This is a genomic window from Polyangiaceae bacterium (assembly GCA_016715885.1).
Taxonomy (GTDB): Bacteria; Myxococcota_A; Polyangia; order Polyangiales; family Polyangiaceae; genus Polyangium.
On sequence record JADJXL010000015.1, the window covers coordinates 544,378 to 562,199 of the forward strand.

Consider the following 17,822-nt stretch of genomic DNA (forward strand, 5'->3'; position numbering starts at 1 on the left):
AAGCGGTGGCGCTGGTGGAAGCGGTGGCGCTGGTGGAAGCGGCGGCGCCGGTGGAAGCGGCGGCGCTGGCGGAAGCGGCGGCGCCGGCGGAAGCGGCGGCGCTGGCGGCTCCTGACGAGGGTTCGTCGAGCCGAACCGTACGCAGTTCCTACGACGTACGGTGCGTCTTCGTGTACTCGTCGACGACGGTTGCGACAAACTCGGCGAGCAGCCCATCGACGACGCGCAACCGTCGCGACATCTCGCGAGCAATGTTCAGCACGACCAGCGAATACGAGCGCAAGTCGCGCCGATAGAGCGCATCGAGATCATGTGCCGTGACGCGCAGCACGCGCGAAGGCGACAAACTTCGCACGGTCGCCGATCGAGGCATCACATCCAAGATCGACATCTCGCCGAACCAGTCGCCAGGACCCAAGAGCGCGACACGTGTCTCGCGCATGCTCTTCGAATGTTTCAAGACCTCGATCTCGCCCTCGAGCAGGACAAACATCTCGCGGCCGCTGTCCCCTTCCCTGAACACGACCGCACCTGGTTGCAACACGACGACATCGAGGCTCGCTGCGAGCTGTTCGAGCACTTCGTCGCCAAGGCCTCCGAAGAGGCCGATGTCACGTAGACGTTCTTTCCCGTTAGGACCCAGCTTTACAGACATGCGCCGTACTCGGTGCTCCCGATGGTGCCAAGCGAGTTGCAGAGGGCGCCGCCGGGGCACGCTGCGCCGCCGACCTTGCAATACTTCAAGCACTGCGTCGTGCCAGCGTTGAAGCAGCCATACGTCGGAGCGCAGTCGGCATCGTCCGTGCAAGACGCACCCTGCGTGCCGGATCCCGACTCGGAGCAACGAGTCAGAAGCCTCATCTGACCCATGGATTCCTGCGCGACGCCGCACGCCGTGCCCGCGACCGGACAACCGACGTTCGTCGAGGGATCACAGTTTTCCGTGCACAACGTGACGCCGGGGATCGAACCGCTCGAACCGTTGTTCAGCGTGATCAAGCACAAGCCGCCGGGCGCCGTGCAGTCCGAGTCCGAGTTGCAAAACTTCATGCACGTGTCGATCGCTGCCGTGGTGCCCACACAAAGGCTTCCAGCCGCGCACTCGTCGCCCGTGCATGCGTTTCCGATGGGCGTGCTGCCCGCAGCGATGCACGAACGCGTGCCGGTTCCATCCACCGTGCACATCTGCCCCGCAGCGCATCCGCACTGCGGCGACACGAGCTTGCACGGCATGTCGGGACATGGGCCACCGCTGGAGCTCGATGCGGAAGATGCAGAAGATGCGGAAGATGCAGAAGACGAAGAAGCACCGCCTCCAGCACCACCCGAGGACGAACCTCCGCCTCCAGCACCGCCCATGCCCGACGACGAGCTCGACGAGCTCGGGCCGGTCCAATCTTCGCCACCGTCGCCGCCACTGCCGGTTCCGATGGGCGAGCTACCCGTGGCGCACGCCGCGAGCGCCAAGATTCCGAGCGACGTGACTGAGAGATCGAAAAGCCACCGAGCTTTCATCGTTTTACCTCGAGCAAGAGGACCAAACGGCACAAGGACAAAGCCCGGAAACCTTACGCGCGGCTGGGAGAAATTTCAATTTTCGTCGAGAGACTTGGTAAACACGATGCGCTGCCTTCCACGACCTGCATAATCTTCAACTTCGGCCACGGTCCATCCAAGCGCTGCATGAAAGCGCACCGAGCCTTCGTTGCCCATCGTCGTGATGGCCTTCATCCGCTTGGCTCCCGCTGTTTTGCAGTCGGCTTCGAACGCCGTGTACAAGAGTCGTGCGACCCCGCGCCGGCGAAAATCAGGGTGGATTCCCACCAGATGCACGTATCCCGCTGGGCCGTCTGGCGCGATGAACCCGAACAAAACCCGACCATGTGCCGCTCGAACCTCGACGACACGCGCGAGTTGCCCAAGCTCGTAGAAAAAATCGGGTGCGCCAAAGCGCTCGTCGGCCCGCCCCACCATCTATCGATCACGCTCACGATGTGGTCGAAATCGGCCTTTCGAGGGGTCTGTGGTCAAATCGTTCACAGCGCCTCCGCTCTACGCTCACGCGGGTTCACTTCAGCCTAACTGCTTCCCGCGACTTCGCGAAAGCCCTATAGCTTTCCCCACCGCTCGTGCAAAACATGCTAGCGGTACGCCCGTGAGCTCTGCCCCGATTCGCATCGCCCCTTCCATTCTTTCCGCCGACTTCGGACGCCTCGCCGAAGAAGTCCGCGCCGTCACCGCTGCCGGTGCCGATTGGATCCACGTGGATGTGATGGATGGTCGGTTCGTACCCAACATCACGATCGGGCCACTCGTGGTCGAAGCTGTTCGATCTGCCACGACGCTACCGGTCGACGTGCACTTGATGATCGTGGAGCCGGAAAAGTACGTGGCCGATTTTGCAAAGGCTGGAGCGGATTACATCAGCGTGCACGTGGAAGCATCTCCGCACTTGCATCGGACGCTGCAACAAATCCGATCGCTCGGGAAGAAAGCCGGCGTGGTGCTCAATCCGCACACGTCCGAGGAGACGATTCGGTACGTGCTTCCGGAATGTGATTTCGTGTTGGTGATGAGCGTCAATCCTGGATTTGGCGGGCAAAAGTTCATTCCGAACGTGCTGCCCAAGATTGCGGCGATTCGCGACATGATCGAAACGCAACGATTGGCGATCGACATCGAAGTGGACGGTGGAGTTGCCGTGGGAACTGCGGGACGGGTCGTTCGGGCGGGAGCTGGGGTGCTCGTGGCGGGATCGGCGGTGTTTGGAGCTGCGAGCGGCGTGAAGGACGTTTCTTTCGATGATCGAGTGGCGCGGTATTCTGCGGCGATATCTGCGATTCGTAATGACGCAGGCACGAGCGATCGGGTAATGGCGTGAAAAACGTTTGGCTTGGCGTAACTGCATTGACTTTGGTTTTGGGGTGTGGTTCGGCGCCAGCGCCGGTGACGAACGCGCCGGCGAAAACGGCAATGGTCGATCCGGTCGAGCAGGCGACCGAGCCGGCCGAGGTCGAAGAGTCTGCCGAAGAAGTCCGTAGCAAGCGACTCATTGCAGAGATGCTCGACAAAGTGGCGCGGGCTCGGGGGCTACCCATCAAGCGGCCGGTGCCGAGCAAGGTGCTCACGCGGGAGGCGCTTGGGCAGCGAATTCGCGACATGGTCGGGGAGGAGACGCCGAAAGAAGTGCTCGTAGCGCAAGGTGAACTGCTTGCCGCATTGGAGCTCGTGCCGCCCGAATACGATTTTTTGAGTGGGGCATTGGCGCTTTTGGGTGGACGCGTGGCGGGGTTTTACGATCCGAAAGAAGCGATGATGGTGCTCGCCGGGGATCTTGGCGAAGCAGAAGCGACGGAGACGTTGGCGCACGAGCTTGCGCATGCATTGGCGGATCAAAGTTTTCCTTTGGCGCCGCATATCAAATACAAGCCGGGGGAGGGTGATCGCAGCTCGGCGGTGCATGCATTCATCGAGGGGGATGCGACGAGCACGATGCTCGACGTGACGCTTGGTTCGGCGTTCGAGATGAACGAGGATGCGCTTCGCGTGGCATTCGTGGCATCGACGTTACTATCGGAGGTGGGCGCGAGGACGCCGCGGGCGAGCAATTCGTCGTTGGTTGCGCCGTACGTGGATGGTTTCGTGTGCGTGCAAGCATTACGGCGGCGAGGGGATTGGCCGGCGGTGGACGAGGTATGGCGTCGTTTGCCGGAGACGACGGAGCAGCTCTTGCACATTGACAAGTTATTGGCGCGCGAGCCGGCGGAGGTCATAACGACGCCGTCGCTCGGGGCGCTCGAAAAGGACGGTTATCGTCCGGTGGTCGAAGACGTGATGGGCGAGCAGGGTTTGCGGATATTGCTCGAGGACGTTGCGGTGCGAAAGGTGGCGACGGAGGCGGCGGCTGGGTTGGGGGGTGACAAAGTGGTCGTTGCCGAGCGTACGTATCAGGGCAAGCGGCAGGTGGCGGTGGCGTATCGATTGCGGATGGACACGGCGTTCGATGCGGCGGAGGTGGCGGTACAATCTGCGCGCAAGTATGGGAAGACGTGTCGCGAGCGGGAGAGCCTTGGGCCTGTGGCGTGGGAGATGAAGGGGCGCGACATTTTGCTTGTGGCGGGGCCTTACGAGAGGCAAAATAAGGAATCGCGGTCGATTGATCGTGTGGCGGCTCTGAAGGCGTGGCTTTCTGCGGCGTGGAAAGCGGCGCCTGCGAGTGATGTCGTGGGGCAGCGAGCGGAGCGATGACACGGAACATACTCGACGAAATTGGCCAGACGCCGATCGTGCCGCTGCAACAAATTGGCCGAGGGTTGCCGGTTCCGATTTATGTCAAGTGCGAGCATTTGAATCCTGGTGGCAGTGTCAAGGATCGAATTGCATTGGCCATCGTCGAGGATGCGGAGAAGCGGGGCACGTTGAAGCCTGGGATGACGATCATCGAGGCGACGGCGGGCAATACGGGCATGGGTTTGGCGCTCGTGGCGGCGGCACGTGGGTACAAATTGGTTTGCGTGATGCCGAAAAAAGATGAGCGTCGACAAGCGGCACGCATTGGCGCGCGTGGGGGCGCGGGTGCTGGTGACGCCGAACGTGGGGCCGAATCATCCGCGCAATTTTCGACGGGTTGCGGAGCGATTGGCAAAAGAAGAGGGTTGGTTTTTGGCCGATCAATTCAAGAATCCGGCCAATGTACGCATTCATGAAGAAACGACGGGCCCGGAGATCGTGGTTTCCCTGGGACGCAAGATTGGGGCATTCGTGGCGGGAGCGGGGACGGGCGGGACGATCACGGGGGTGGGTCGGTATTTGAAACGCGTGGCCAAAGGGGTGAAGATCGTACTCGCCGATCCGGTGGGATCGGGGCTTGCGCAATGGGTGGAAACGGGGGAAATGGGACCGGATGCGGCGTACAAGGTGGAGGGGATTGGTGGAAGTGCGCCGCTCGATTTGGTGGACCGTTCCGTGATTGATGCGACGATGACGATCAGCGACGAGGACAGCTTTTTGATGACGCGGCGGCTGATTCGCGACGAGGGGCTGTTCGTAGGCGGGTCGGCGGGGACGGCGGTATGTGCGGCGGTGCGGGTGGCGGCATCGGGCGAGGTGACCAAGCCTGTGGTCGCGGTATTGCCGGATAGCTGGGATCGGTATTTTTCGCGGGAGTGGTTGAGGTAGTGGCATTCGGGCGACGAGCTCGTCTATCCTCGAAAGAGCCCCAGTGTCAGCGCGCATTCTGGTGATCGAGGACGATCGAGAGCTCGGCACGCAAATCGTCAAACGATTGAAAGACGCCGGGTACGAGCCCACATGGTGCAAAGAAGGTCGCCGGCTTTCGCAGAGCGCTTTGTCGGACGTCGAGCTCGTCATCCTCGACCTCATGCTCCCCGGCGTGTATGGCCTGGACGTCCTCAAGGACCTACGCGCATTCTCCGAGGTCCCCGTGCTCGTGCTCAGTGCCCGCAATGATACCTCGGACAAAGTCCGCGCGCTCAAGCTTGGCGCCGATGACTACCTGACCAAGCCGTTCTGGCCCGAGGAGCTGCTCGAGCGCGTGGCCGCTCGCCTGCGCAGACCCACGATGCGGTGCAAAGACGTCGTGGAGATCGGCCCATTGCGCATCGATCGCGACAGCCGTGATGTGACGCAATGTGGCGAGCGCGTTGCGCTCACGCGCGTCGAGTTCGAGCTGCTTCTTTCGTTGGCCGAGCGGCCAGGGATGCCCGTCACGCGGCGCGCGCTGTGTGAGCGTGTGCTCGACGGGCCGCGTGAAGGCGTCGAGCGCACGCTCGACGTCCACGTCTCGCGGCTGCGCAAAAACTCGGCGCCGAGCTCATCGAGACGGTTTGGGGAATTGGCTATCGCCTTGGTGCCGGGCCGCCGCGATGAGACTCCGAAGCCGCCTCGTGCTTGCGGCGGGCGCGTCGATGCTCCCCGTCGTGCTTGCCTTGTTTTATTACGACGCTGCGGCCAAGCATCGGGCCGCCGAGCAGCGCCTCGTCGACCATGCTTTCATGCGCATGTCGTCTGAGCGTGCTGCGTGCGAGGCGGATCCGGCGCATTGGGGAGGCACGAGCGCACCCAGGGCAGGGCACCACCCGGGTGGTCCGCCGATGGGGCCGCCTCCATGGGACAAACCCATGGGAAAGCCGCCGCCCCATGGCGAGCCGCCGCCTCCGCCGCCCGACGATGGGCATCGGCCGCACGCTCGGCCCGCGGTCCTCTATGCATACGATGAGGCGTTTCAATCGAAAAACGTCGCCGCGCCTGCTCTCCCGGCGGCATTCGTCCGCGCGGCGGCAGTCCGTGACGTCGTGGCCATGCCGTATTCGTGGCCGACGTCGGAGGTCGAGGTGCTTGTGCGCATGTCTTGGCGTGCGGGTCCGTGTGCATTCGTGCACGCGCGTGGAACGACCGATCCGGCATGGGGAGCCATTCTGCCCGAAAGTCCGTTGTGGCTCTTGCCGGTCATGGCCGTCGTCGTTGCAGTGCTCGCCGCGGTGGGGCCCGTGGTTGCGAGAATTCGTAGGCTCACCGAAGCCGTGAAGCGTACCGCTCAGGCATCGTATGCGAATGACGTGGCCATGGGTGGCGATGACGAGATTGCCGAGCTTGCGGCGGCATTCGACGCAGCGGGGCGCGACATCCGCGCGCAACTTGCCGAGAAGGAGCGGCGCGAGCGGGCGCTGCGCGACTTCGTGGCGAAGACGGCGCACGACGTCATGGTGCCGCTCGCCGTGCTCCAGGATCACCTCACCACGTTGCGCGAGCGCGCGGCAACGGGGCTCGCGCCCGAAGCGTCCACCGTGGTCTCGGCCATGAACGAGGCTCATTACATGGCTTCGCTCGTGCACAATCTTACTGTCGCGGCGCGGCTCGAGGCGGCCGAGGTGTCTCTTCAGAACAGCTCCGTGGATCTTTGCGCATTGGTGGAACGCGTCGTAGGCCGGCATCGGCCCATTGCAACGCAGCTCGAAATCTCGCTCGAGCGCGCGGTACCCGCCGAGCCGGTCATCGTTCTTGCGGACATGACCTTGCTCGAACAAGCCGTCAGCAATGTCACGTACAACGCCGTGCGATACAATCGGCCCGGAGGTCATGTGGCGATTGTGTTGGAGGAGGGGGGGTGGTTTTTCATTGCGGGTGATCGACGATGGGCCTGGCATTGCGCCGGAGGTGTTATCGCGGCTCGTGGAGCGTGGTTATCGAGGGAACGAGGCTCGGACGCGCGCGCCGGACGGGCAGGGGCTCGGGCTGCACATTGCGTTTCGGGCGGCCGAGCTGCACGGTTATTCGATGAAGCTCGGGCCGTCGGAGCATGGTGGGCTCGAGGTGATGTTCGAGATCAAGCGTTGATGGTGATGGCTTTCCACGCCAGTAGCGCGCCGTCGCTTTGCTTTTCGGTTTGCATGACGACTTCGTCCAGGGAAAGGCCAGCCTCTTGGATCACCTTGTCGCTGGCAATCGGTTGATATCCCATTTTGCTCGTCGGTTCGTAGTTCGGTTGCGAGTTGTAAATCTCTTGGTTCAGTTCTTCGGCGAAAAACACCTGTGACGTGAGGTATTGGGAGTTTCCGACCGAGACTTTGAAGTGGATATGGTTTGCCCTTCCTCCGTACCAGCCCGGGAAGTTCGTGTCGAACGTCACGCGGCCGTCGGCGCCGGCCGTCTGGATGCCGCGGTACCAATACGCTCCTGCGGCTTCGGCGTCGCCGCCTGTGCAAAATGCGTCGTTGTTTCCGTCGATGTCGCCTGAATAAAGGCCGTGAGTATCGCAATGCCAGATTTCGAGCGTGGCGCCTGGTACGGGGTTGCAATTGACGTCGACGATCAGGAATTCGAGTCGAGTTGGAAGGCCGGGGTATCCTTCGCTCACGTCTTTGCGGAAGAGTTTGTCGCTTGTCGCGTGGCAGGGCCCTTCTGTCGAGGACTTGTACACGTTGCACGTTGGGCCGATGCCCGATTCGAATGGATTGCCGTAATCCTTGCCTTCGAGCACCGACGTGCCGCCGGATGCCCACCCGCCGGACGACGACCCACCCGCACCGCCTTCGCCCCCGGCGCCTGCACCGCCGCTACCACTGCCGCCAGCCCCTCCGCTCCCCGCGGTGGCGTTGGTGTTCGTGTTGTCGCCGCAGTTGACGAGCAAAGCTGCTGCTCCGAGTCCACTCACCAATCGGAGCATGTCACGTCGGGACGTTGTTTTTTGGTTCGACATATCGGATCCTCCTGGCCGTTCGGGGCGGCGTTCGCCGCGCTCGATGCTCGTCTCCCATGCAGATGTTACGAAAACCTTAAGCGGCACTCATTTTTTCGCCTCGTCCGGCTCGCCCGGTGAGCATGCTGCGGGGCGGCGCGAGTGCTGGTGGGTGGATGCGCGAGCATCGTGGGACGACGTTGCGGGATTGACAGGAGGGGACGGAAGTGGCAACAAGGGGTCGCGCTCTGGGAGGAGTGGCCGAGTGGTCGAAGGCAACGGTTTTGAAAACCGTCGTACGGGGAACTGTACCAGGGGTTCGAATCCCTTCTCCTCCGCTGGATTTACGTCGGGCTCGGCTGCCTGTAGAGGACTGGACCGTCTGACGCAGTGGTAACACCACGTGGAACCTTTCCTCATCATTCTGTCCCTCGCTGCCCTTGTCGCCATGGCCTTCTTTGCCGTGAAGGCCCGCAACGCCGAGGCTGCCCTGGGGCGAGCCAACGCTGCCAATGCCGACCTCGCGAAGCAAATGGCGACCCTCGATGAGCAAGTATCCGCGTTGCAGAAAGACGTGCATCGCCTGAGCCGCTACCAGTGCGTCGAAGACGCCGAAAAAGTCGCCGCATCCATTCGCGTGGAAGCGGAGACGATGCGGGCCGATGCCGCCGCCGAGGCGTCTCGATTGAAGTTCGAGTCCGAAGCTGCCGCGTCGAGGACGAAAGCAGATGCGGAAATATGGGCTGCAAAGCATCGACACCAAGCGGAAGCGGATTCCGCCAAAGTCGTTTTGGACGCCCGACAAGAGGCAAGCCGCATTGTGACCGATGCACAAATCGCCGTCGAACAGGCGCGTGCGGAGGCTCGAGTGACGACGGCTCGGGCCGCGGTCGATGCTGCCCGCATGACCGATGATGCTCTTCGACGCACCAAATGAGCTTCAGCCGAGCCGTTCGGACGAATGTTTCCTCGAGGGCGCTGCCGTGATATCGTCGGCGCATGTCGACCTTTCTCGCCCGCGCGACGCCGTCCATTTTGCCAAGTCTTCTGGTCGCATGCTCGTTCGTCGTCATCGGGTGCAGCAAACGCATTCCCAATGAAGTCGCGCCGGCGGTCGATGCCAATTTGCCCGTTGCCATTCAAGTAGCGGCCGATACGGCAAAGCTCTGTCCGTCGCTGAAAGCGGGCGCCCCATTCCAGCCCAATCCAATGGCAGCACCACCGCCCCCTCCTTCGCCCGCCACGGGATCGGCGCTTGCTTCGCATGCCCAAGTCGCCGACGTGCTCGTAACGTGCTCGTGGCCCGACCCGCGTGATCCATCGGGCGCTACGTTTGCTGGCACATCGTTTCCACGATTGAAAGGCAAATCGGCCGTTCCGCTGAGGCCCGTGACCATGGCCGAAGACATGGCGCTGAATACGTGCAAAAAGGACCATCAAAATTGCGAGCAAGTCGTCGTTCCGTCGCGGCATGTGGCCAGCGAAGCATCCGCGGACATTCGCGTCATTCGTAAAACCCCGGACGGCACCGTCGAAGTCATTGTGATTCTGACGCCTTGATTTCCGCACTGCGAAAACTGCGTTGAGTGCAGAATCCGCACTGCAATGGCAGCATGCGCGATATGCGTCGTGTCGTGAAAACACCTGCTTGACAAACGGAATGATCTTTGCAAGCGTCGATCCACTGGGGTGACGCGCATGAAAGCATTTCTGTTCGCAGCAGCCGTTTTGCTGCTCGGATGTGGCGATTCCACGCCTGCCGCTGGGACCACTTCGGATCCGCCCGTTGTTGATGATGCGGTGTATGCGCTTCGAGTTCGCGTTGTATTCGTGGCCGACGGGCAAGGCGTCCCGATTGGGGCGCAAAATGGCGCCATCGTGCATGTGCCTCCCGGCGATGTCATCGGCAAGAACCTCGTTTGGGCGACGACGACCAGTGGCGAAAACATTTTTAATGTGCTTCCCATGGAAAACGCTGAGCATTCATCGCATCTTCCGTTCGTCCTCGATCGCAGCCAGTGCCGCGGCGATCGGCAGGATGAAATCCAAACCCCGCTGGATCGTGATGGAGCCTGGTGGCCCGCCGGAAGACTTGCCCATGTACCCGCCGAGTTCCGCCAGCCATATCGTGAATTGGCCAATGGTGGGCATTGATTCGAGGATCGTCTCGGTTTGTTTTTTGTATTTTCGCTTCATGAGAAGAGTCGCCGCGATTTCGTGAGGTCCAAACTCGATAGACGCGGGCTGTAATGGGTCGGTGCGGGCGAGCAGCTTGATACGCTCAATACGGGCGGCAGTTGCGGCCATGATCATCGCCCACTTTATAACACGCCGGGTCGAACGTAGCTGCGTATCTTCCACTCGGCAGGCCCCTGACTTCCACGTTTGTGCAGATCCTCGATTCGCCAGCGCTGCGTATACCCGTACAACACGAGCGCCACGTCCTCATCCGTATCGATTGAGTGATTCGTCACGAGCCGCCAATGAATCGGCTCTTCGCCATCAGGTATCGTGCCCATTTCGTGCACGTCAACGATATTCACCGGCAGGAGGTATCGCTCACGGGTGGCTCGCTCGAACATATCGAGCACCACCGATGTCGTGTGAATGCGCAGCGTGGCCATTCTTCCTTTTCGGTCATCCCGCGATCGTACGAATAGCCGATAGGTCCCACGTGGTGGCGTTCGTGCGAGGACTTCGGCAAGGCGCTCCTTGCGCCTGCCATTCCGAACGAAACGAGATCCATAGGTCGAACGGGCCGTAAACCATTGCCCGGTGTCATGGAGCGATTTGAGTGTCGCATAGCGGTCGCCTTCGCGGTCTATTTGGAACCATAATCGCGTTTTCGATGCCGCCAGCCGCTCGTTGCTCGCCTCGATCGTGCGGAGCCAATGGCGTGTCTCTTTCTCTGCAACCACACGACGACGGCAGTCATTGCGTTTTTTCTGTGGCACACGGTTCCACCATTGCTGGTCGACGATCCCGAGCGGCACACCATCAGAGGAAACCGCATAGGAATGGATGACCTTGAGCCCGCGAGCGCCAAGCTTCGTGGTGCCGATGGCACCGAAGTCTTTCGTGTATTTTCGATCGGTCAGCCGAAGGCTCGTGCCATCAACGGTGACGAAAACGAACGGCTGCCCTCGCATCGGCCAGCGGTCGCCATGGCGATTGCGTCGAGGATATCACTCTCTCGAATATGCGGATTCGCCAGGAAATCATATGCTCCTTGCCGCTCGGCGTGCGAACGAAAAACGTCCAAGACCGTCCCGCCGGGATGCCTCGCAGCCTCCGCTGCCATCCGAACCAGACGAAGCGTGCGCCGTGCGTCGCCAAGCTGCGCGTGACCGAATTCCTCGTGCGCCCATTCCCGTGTCTCTTGCCGACTTGCGATGATCATCGCCGGTGAGAGCAGTCGAAAGGAGCTATAAATTCCCAGGAAAAACCTAGATGCGATGAATGCTCAGATGGAAAACGGGAAAACGCTCGTGCAGGACGACCTTACTGCGGAATTTCAATCGTCTCCGCGTTACGGAAATGGTGCCTGGGAAATGGCGGCCTTCGTGTCGATTGCCGGAGCAAGCCCACTTCAAGGGCCTCAGCCGGGCGATCTGGCGGCCTTCGACAATTCTCCTCCGCCTGCGGGGCAACCCCCCGTGACGGGCGTGTCCGTACGCATGACTGTAAATGGTGCCGATGCCGAAGTGTCGCTTGGGAATCAACACTTCATTCAGTATTGACCATGCGCATTCCGAGCCTCCTTGCCATTTCGTTATTCGCCTTCGGTTGCGCACCCGACTCTGCTGTCACTTCAACGCCGGCATTGCGTGCTCCGGCATTCGGCCCGGTCCCCCTGCTGCCCGAATGGAACGATGATCCTCCCACGAAAGCCAAAGAAGAGCTCGGACGATTCTTGTTTTTCGACCCTCGCTTATCGGCCAGCGGAAATACGAATTGTGACATTTGCCATGTCGCCGCGACGCGGTTTCAAGACAATCTCATCACGGCGGTTCCCGACCGTTCGTATCCCGAAGCATTTCCTCGCACCGATCGCAACACGACCTCGATGCTCAACATCGTCTATGCGCCCATTTTTCGCTGGGACGGTTCGAGCACCGATTTGGTCGACGTTATGGTATTTCCCTTTGCCGAAGCCAACATGAACCTTGGGCAGGACGTACCTGCCGCGCAATTGGCGCTCTACGGCAAAATCACGGAATCGATTCCCGAATATATGCCACTTTTCGAACAGGCATTTGGAGAAAACCCCAAGACGCTCGCGCCCTCCGAAGTTTTCCGTCGCACGGGGCGTGCGCTTGCCGCATTTTCGCGTCGAATGGTGTCCCGCGATTCTGCATTCGACAAGTGGAATGCGGGCGATGATGGAGCGATGAATGACGCTGCCGTCCGAGGCTTCGAATTGTTCAGCGGACGCGCTCGATGCAGCTCTTGTCATTCGGGCCCTTTCTTTACCGATTTTGCATTTCACAATGTTTCCACGGCCATTCCGGGCGCCGACGGAAAGCGCGACGACGAAGGGCGGTTTGCCGTGACGGGCGACGAAAAAGATCGAGGCGCATTTTTGACGCCCACACTCCGGAGCGTCATCGACACCCAGCCCTATTTTCACGATGGCAGCGGGGCCTTTTTGCGTGACGTCATTGCTCATTTCACGTCCGAGGCAGCGCTCGCCGATCCTTTACATGATCCCTTGCTCGATCCTTCCGTAAAGCTTTCCGACGCGGAAATAGCGGATATCATTGAATTTCTCCGAGCTCTCCGTGGAGCGCCGCTCGGCGACGAAGTCCTTGCACCCTCTACCATGCCCCCATGAACAAAAGGAGTTTTGACGTATGAACCTTTCCCGATTCGCCCTCGCGTCGTTCGTTCTCTTTATCGGTTGTGGCGACGAAACGCCGACGCCGACGCCCACGCCTACGGAAAAGGCCAGCGTCGAGCGAGGCAAATACATCGTGGATCACCTTGGTCCTTGTGGTCAATGCCATACGCCCAAGCTGCCCGACGGAATGCCCGACCCCAACGCATTCCTGGGTGGTGACGACTGTTTCATCGACGTCGATCCGATGGATCCCAATATCGGTTGTATTTCCGCGCCAAACATCACCAATCATGCAGCCGGCCTCGCCAATCGTTCGGACGACGAAATCAAAGACATGATCACCAAGGGCATTCGTCCTGATGGATCGGCTATGTTCCCCATCATGCCGTACTTCCTCATTGCGACATTCACGCCGAACGACGTCGATTCCGTCATCATGTATTTGCGCACGACGCAACCCGTCGACCGAAAGACCGCACCGAATCAGCCCCCGTTCGACGTTCCCATTTCTGCACCAGCTCCGCCACTGCAAGCGGACGAAATGCCCATGCCAACCGTCGAAAGTGATGCAACCATGCGCGGTCGTTATCTTGCGACCGCCGCGTGCATTACGTGTCACACACCGCTTGTCGAACCGACGGATTTCCGCACCCTCGACAAGACGAAATTATTTGCGGGGAACAACATGTTTGCCTCCGCGGTCCTCGGATACCCGAGCCCTCCGTTTCCGCAGGTCATCCATTCGACGAATCTCACGCCGCATCCGACCACGGGTCTGGGCTATACGAAGGAGCAATTGATCAATTTGCTCGAGACCGCAAAAGACAAAACCGGGGGCAACGTTTGTCCTCCCATGCCCATCAAAGGGGCGTACCAGGGTCTTACCGATGCCGACATGAGCGATTTGGCCGATTACATTCTCGCATTGCCGCCCATTGACAATGCAATCGCCGGCACGTGCGTTGCGCCTTGATCAAAATCGGACTCGTTCTCGTTTCCGCAATAGCAATCCCAGCGCGAGCACCACGAAGGCGAATGCAGCGCCCTTGGCAGGTTCGTGCGCGAACGAGCATCCACCGCTGCTTTTCGGCGTGTCAGCCGCTACGGAAGGCGCTGGCGTGGGCGCTTTTGGGGCTACGACGGCCGACGAGACGACTGGCGCCGTTGGGACGACCGACGCGGGCGGCGCCGCTGCGGATGCCGATGCAGACGGCGACGGCGCGGGTATGCAGCGCAGGTGAGCTTTGAATTTCAATGGCAAGTGATCGAGATTTTCTTTGACACATGTGCCAGCTTCGCGACGCCATCCACCGTCGTCGATGGACATGCGCTCGCAAGCGTCGCCCGCTTTTTTGTTGCGGCATTCGCTGACGCCTTCCCCGCCGGGCGGCATGAGATCCGCGTGTGCCACGGAGGCATAAAAGAAGACACCAATCGAGCATGCCAGTTGCGAAATCCTCATCATTCAATTCGATCCTTTGTATGACCGTACTTCATTCACGTGCGACTTGTCATGCACTTTTTGCGCTTCACGGCTCGAAACACAAATCCCGCAAACGCTTCGCGGCCGCCCGCAAATCGTGCCGCACAGACGTGTGCCAAGTCGTGCCAACGCTGCTGCCACCGTCATTGGTCGACGTGGAAACGCCTGACAACTGCGTCATTTACGTGCAGCCCAGATGCCGATGGCGCGTTGGCACAACTCTTGGACATGGCACATGATGACGGCTTGTGATTCCGCCCCCGCTTTTACCGGAGGAAGCAACATGTTTACACGCACGAAAAAGTATTCGGCTTGGTCACTCATTGCAATTACCCTCGGCGCCGCAGCCATCGGTTGCAGCTCGACCCCCTCCGACGAGGGCGCTGATGGATTCATTTCCGATTCACCCTTTGGCGGCATTGGTCGAGGCGGCGAGGATGCATCCGCGGGCACCGGCGGCGGTGAAATGAGCCCGGGAAACGATAACAACTCGGGCGACGGTGGCGCGCAAAAGGCCATTCAAGAAGCGGATATCATCCAGGTCGAGGGCAACAAGCTTTATGCCCTCTCCCAATACGGCGGCCTGTCGATCATCGACATGTCGAATCCCTCGAATCTCTCGATGCTCGGCCATTACCCGATTCAGGGCACGCCCTTCGAGATGTACCTGCAAGGCGGCGTCGTTTACGCCATGTTCTCGTCGTTTGGCCAATGGGAATGCGACGCGAATTACATCAACTGCAACTACATCCAATCGAGCCACATCGAAGCGCTCAACGTCCAAAACCCGGCAAACATCGTGCAAATCGGCACCTTCGACTTGCCCGGCGAAATCTCGGATTCGCGCATCGTCGGGGACGTGCTTTATGCGGTTTCCTACGAAAATGGTTATTGCTGGAACTGCGCCGATACGCCCACCACGACGGTCACTTCCATCAACGTCGCGAATCCTGCGGACATTGCCGTCGTCGACAGCGTCGGTTTCGATAGCTCCGATCCCAATGGTTATGGCTGGGGCAGGCGCAGCGTCACCGTCACGCCCGATCGCATGTTCATTGCGGGCATCGAATGGGACGGAAATAGCCAGGGACATTCCACCATTCAAATCGTCGATATTGCAGATCCCGGTGGGGTCTTGCACGTGGGCGCATCCGTCGAAGCGAAAGGCATGATCGAAAGTCGCTGGCAAATGGACGAACACCAAGGTGTCCTGCGCGTCATCAGTCAGCCTGGTCTTTGGGAAAATGGCGTTCCCACGGTGCAAACCTTCCAAATCAATTCATCGGACTCCATTTCCCCGATGGCTTCGCTCGACCTCACGTTGCCCAAGCCCGAGCGACTTCGATCGGCGCGATTCGACGGCACGAAACTTTATGCCATCACCGCCGAGCAAACCGATCCGCTCTTCACGATCGACGTCTCGAATCCGGCGCAGCCCGTTCAAATGGGTGAGCTCGAATTGCCCGGCTGGATTTACCACTTGGAACCGCGAGGCGATCGCCTTTTCGCGCTTGGCTACGACAACGCGAATCCCGAAGGTTCGATGAACGTGTCGCTCTTCGACGTCTCGAACTTTGCAAACCCCACGCTCATCAATCGCGTTGCATTCGGCGGCGATTGGTCGTGGGCTCCCGAAGATCAGGATCGTATCCACAAGGCGTTCAAGATCGACATGACGCTCGGCGCGATCTTCGTCCCGTACGGTGCCTATTCCTGGAACGAAGAAAATGGATATTATGGCTGCTCGCAGGTCGAAAGCGGCATTCAGATCGTCGACTTCACGCTGAATTCGCTCACCAAGCGTGGCATGGCGCCGCTCGATGGTTTTGCCCGTCGAGCTCTCATTCACCAGGGCAAACTCTTCAGCGTATCCGATTCCGAAGTCAGCTCGTACGACATCACGAACCGTGACAATCCTTCGCGCCTCGATCGGATTGGTTTGTCGGCGTGGGTCAACCAATCCGCTCTCGTCGGCTCGCACATCGTCCGCGTTTCCGCAGATTGGTGGACCAGCGCTGCGACGCTCGACGTCGTTCCCGCGAATGATCCGAGCCGCGTCGAAGCGCTTGGCCGTCTGGATCTCAAAGACGTCGTCGGCTCGGAAGACGATAACGACTGTTATGGCTGGGGCTACTTCTATGGCGCACAGCTTTATTCGCTCGATCAAAGCCGAGTTGCCATTGCGTGGTCCACGTATCCCTATTACTATTGGGACGAAGCGGGTGGCGGCGGAAGCAGTGTCGCCAAGACGCACGTCGTCGTCGTGAACATCGCCAATCCGGCCGCACCCATCGTCGAAGGACGCGTTTCGATGCCGTTCTCGACCGAAATGTGGAGTCAATGGGGCTCGCTCGATGGCGGACAAGCCATTGTGCAAATCGGAAACAAGCTCGTCTTCCGGCGCATCCAGCGTTCGGCAAATGGTGCCGAAGAACAGGCGTGGCTCGAAACGGTGGATTTGTCGAATCCGGCAATGCCCGTGCAATTGGCTTCGCGCAAGCTCCCTGATGGCACAGGGCATTCGCTGCTCATCAAGAATGGTTCCCATGTGCTCACGTCGCATTGGGAGCCCGTTCCTGGTCAAGGAAACAAGGTAAAGTTTTATCTGGACAGCGTTTCGTATGCGTCGGGTCAGCCCGGTGCGGTTTCGTCCAAAAACGTGCCAGGCGCATTGCTCGCGTACGATGCGGCTTCCACGCATGCGCTCACCATCGATTACAAGCGCATCAGCGTCCCCGTCCAGAATCCGGACACCTGTTATCAGACGTATGGCTGGAATACGTGGCTCGAAGAATCAGGTGGCTCGTACACCTGCTCGTACATGGAGCAAACGCTAAAGCTCATCGATGTCAATGCAAACAACGTCACCGTGCTCGATACCGATACGCTCGATAACAACGTCAGCTTCTATGGCACTCGAGTGACCGAGAGCCGCGTGTTTTCGCAATCGTACCGATACACCGCCAACAGCTCCGAATATTCGGTCTTCGTCATTGGCGACATCAGCGGCAACTCCATTCAATCCGCGTGGCACGACCTGCCTCAGCAGGATTACATGTGGGCCGTTGCGGCTCAAGACGATCGATTGGTGCTCGCGAGCGGCTCGAAACCCGGCATTCATGTGCTCGATGCGACGGATTTGGCTGACATGACGCTCGCAAAGAAAGGCGACGTTACGAACTACGTGCAAAACGTCACGCTCGATGGCAATAGCGCTCTCTGCGCCATGGGTCCGTACGGCCTCGAAGTCATCGACATTCAGTGAAGCCTTGCAATCAGCGGTTTTCGCGAGAGTGTGATTT

18 protein-coding genes, 1 tRNA gene and 2 pseudogenes are annotated in these 17,822 nt (G+C 60.1%); 13 read left to right on the forward strand and 8 right to left on the reverse strand.

The window, feature by feature from the left end:
* Positions 1-148: 148 nt before the first annotated feature.
* The 3 genes and pseudogenes from IPM54_15875 to IPM54_15885 form a co-directional block, all read right to left on the reverse strand.
* Positions 149-655, reverse strand: a complete 507-nt coding sequence (locus tag IPM54_15875; GenBank protein MBK9261270.1) for a cyclic nucleotide-binding domain-containing protein — start codon at positions 653-655, stop codon at positions 149-151.
* On the reverse strand, positions 646-1,515 hold the full coding sequence (locus IPM54_15880; protein MBK9261271.1) for a hypothetical protein: 870 nt from the start codon (positions 1,513-1,515) through the stop codon (positions 646-648). Before IPM54_15880 ends, IPM54_15875 begins: the two co-directional genes overlap by 10 nt.
* 75 nt (positions 1,516-1,590) lie before the next feature.
* Positions 1,591-1,994, reverse strand: a pseudogene (locus IPM54_15885) (GNAT family N-acetyltransferase).
* A gap of 161 nt (positions 1,995-2,155) precedes the next feature.
* On the opposite strand from IPM54_15885, the gene IPM54_15890 reads away from it, so the two are divergent.
* The 6 genes and pseudogenes from IPM54_15890 (at position 2,156) to IPM54_15915 (ending at position 7,356) form a co-directional block, all read left to right on the forward strand.
* Positions 2,156-2,881: a ribulose-phosphate 3-epimerase gene (locus IPM54_15890; GenBank protein MBK9261272.1), complete on the forward strand. Its 726-nt coding sequence runs from the start codon at positions 2,156-2,158 to the stop codon at positions 2,879-2,881.
* A complete protein-coding gene (locus IPM54_15895) occupies positions 2,878-4,248 on the forward strand; it encodes a hypothetical protein (GenBank protein ID MBK9261273.1) in 1,371 nt (456 codons plus the stop codon). Before IPM54_15890 ends, IPM54_15895 begins: the two co-directional genes overlap by 4 nt.
* The gene (locus IPM54_15900) at positions 4,245-4,706 is read left to right on the forward strand and encodes a pyridoxal-phosphate dependent enzyme (protein MBK9261274.1); all 462 of its coding nucleotides are present in this window, start codon (positions 4,245-4,247) and stop codon (positions 4,704-4,706) included. Before IPM54_15895 ends, IPM54_15900 begins: the two co-directional genes overlap by 4 nt.
* Positions 4,639-5,178 carry a pyridoxal-phosphate dependent enzyme gene (locus IPM54_15905; protein ID MBK9261275.1) on the forward strand — a complete coding sequence of 180 codons (540 nt, stop codon included), beginning with the start codon at positions 4,639-4,641 and terminating at the stop codon, positions 5,176-5,178. The genes IPM54_15900 and IPM54_15905 overlap by 68 nt, the downstream gene beginning before the upstream one ends.
* A 43-nt stretch (positions 5,179-5,221) precedes the next feature.
* Positions 5,222-5,889 (forward strand): annotated as a pseudogene (locus IPM54_15910) (response regulator transcription factor).
* A 1,167-nt stretch (positions 5,890-7,056) separates the two neighbouring features.
* Complete coding sequence (locus IPM54_15915; protein MBK9261276.1) at positions 7,057-7,356, forward strand: ATP-binding protein; 300 nt, start codon at positions 7,057-7,059, stop codon at positions 7,354-7,356.
* Here IPM54_15915 and IPM54_15920 read toward each other — a convergent pair.
* On the reverse strand, positions 7,346-8,185 hold the full coding sequence (locus tag IPM54_15920; protein MBK9261277.1) for a protocatechuate 3,4-dioxygenase: 840 nt from the start codon (positions 8,183-8,185) through the stop codon (positions 7,346-7,348). The genes IPM54_15915 and IPM54_15920 overlap by 11 nt on opposite strands.
* 263 nt (positions 8,186-8,448) lie before the next feature.
* On the opposite strand from IPM54_15920, the gene IPM54_15925 reads away from it, so the two are divergent.
* The 3 genes from IPM54_15925 (at position 8,449) to IPM54_15935 (ending at position 9,757) form a co-directional block, all read left to right on the forward strand.
* Positions 8,449-8,535: transfer RNA gene (locus IPM54_15925), tRNA-Ser, on the forward strand.
* Positions 8,536-8,600: 65 nt separating this feature from the next.
* Positions 8,601-9,134 (forward strand): hypothetical protein, encoded by a 534-nt coding sequence (locus IPM54_15930; GenBank protein MBK9261278.1) that lies wholly within the window; start codon positions 8,601-8,603, stop codon positions 9,132-9,134.
* 62 nt (positions 9,135-9,196) lie between these two features.
* Positions 9,197-9,757: a hypothetical protein gene (locus IPM54_15935; protein ID MBK9261279.1), complete on the forward strand. Its 561-nt coding sequence runs from the start codon at positions 9,197-9,199 to the stop codon at positions 9,755-9,757.
* Positions 9,758-10,180: 423 nt separating this feature from the next.
* Here the strand turns inward: IPM54_15935 and IPM54_15940 are convergent, their stop codons facing one another.
* From IPM54_15940 to IPM54_15950, 3 genes are read right to left on the reverse strand one after another with little or no spacing between them, the layout of a single operon-like run.
* Entirely contained in the window at positions 10,181-10,510 is a 330-nt protein-coding gene (locus tag IPM54_15940; GenBank protein ID MBK9261280.1) for a hypothetical protein, read from the reverse strand.
* Positions 10,511-10,518: 8 nt separating this feature from the next.
* Positions 10,519-11,346 (reverse strand): hypothetical protein, encoded by an 828-nt coding sequence (locus IPM54_15945; protein MBK9261281.1) that lies wholly within the window; start codon positions 11,344-11,346, stop codon positions 10,519-10,521.
* Positions 11,292-11,597, reverse strand: a complete 306-nt coding sequence (locus IPM54_15950; protein ID MBK9261282.1) for a hypothetical protein — start codon at positions 11,595-11,597, stop codon at positions 11,292-11,294. Before IPM54_15950 ends, IPM54_15945 begins: the two co-directional genes overlap by 55 nt.
* A gap of 55 nt (positions 11,598-11,652) precedes the next feature.
* Between IPM54_15950 and IPM54_15955 the strand changes: the two genes are divergently transcribed.
* From IPM54_15955 to IPM54_15965, 3 genes are read left to right on the forward strand one after another with little or no spacing between them, the layout of a single operon-like run.
* Positions 11,653-11,937 carry a hypothetical protein gene (locus IPM54_15955; protein ID MBK9261283.1) on the forward strand — a complete coding sequence of 95 codons (285 nt, stop codon included), beginning with the start codon at positions 11,653-11,655 and terminating at the stop codon, positions 11,935-11,937.
* 2 nt (positions 11,938-11,939) lie between these two features.
* Positions 11,940-13,031: a hypothetical protein gene (locus IPM54_15960; GenBank protein MBK9261284.1), complete on the forward strand. Its 1,092-nt coding sequence runs from the start codon at positions 11,940-11,942 to the stop codon at positions 13,029-13,031.
* Positions 13,032-13,050: 19 nt separating this feature from the next.
* Positions 13,051-14,010 carry a hypothetical protein gene (locus tag IPM54_15965; GenBank protein MBK9261285.1) on the forward strand — a complete coding sequence of 320 codons (960 nt, stop codon included), beginning with the start codon at positions 13,051-13,053 and terminating at the stop codon, positions 14,008-14,010.
* Here IPM54_15965 and IPM54_15970 read toward each other — a convergent pair whose 3' ends face one another.
* Complete coding sequence (locus tag IPM54_15970; protein MBK9261286.1) at positions 14,011-14,502, reverse strand: hypothetical protein; 492 nt, start codon at positions 14,500-14,502, stop codon at positions 14,011-14,013.
* A 301-nt stretch (positions 14,503-14,803) separates the two neighbouring features.
* Between IPM54_15970 and IPM54_15975 the strand changes: the two genes are divergently transcribed.
* The gene (locus IPM54_15975) at positions 14,804-17,785 is read left to right on the forward strand and encodes a beta-propeller domain-containing protein (GenBank protein MBK9261287.1); all 2,982 of its coding nucleotides are present in this window, start codon (positions 14,804-14,806) and stop codon (positions 17,783-17,785) included.
* The last annotated feature ends 37 nt before the right edge of the window (positions 17,786-17,822 follow it).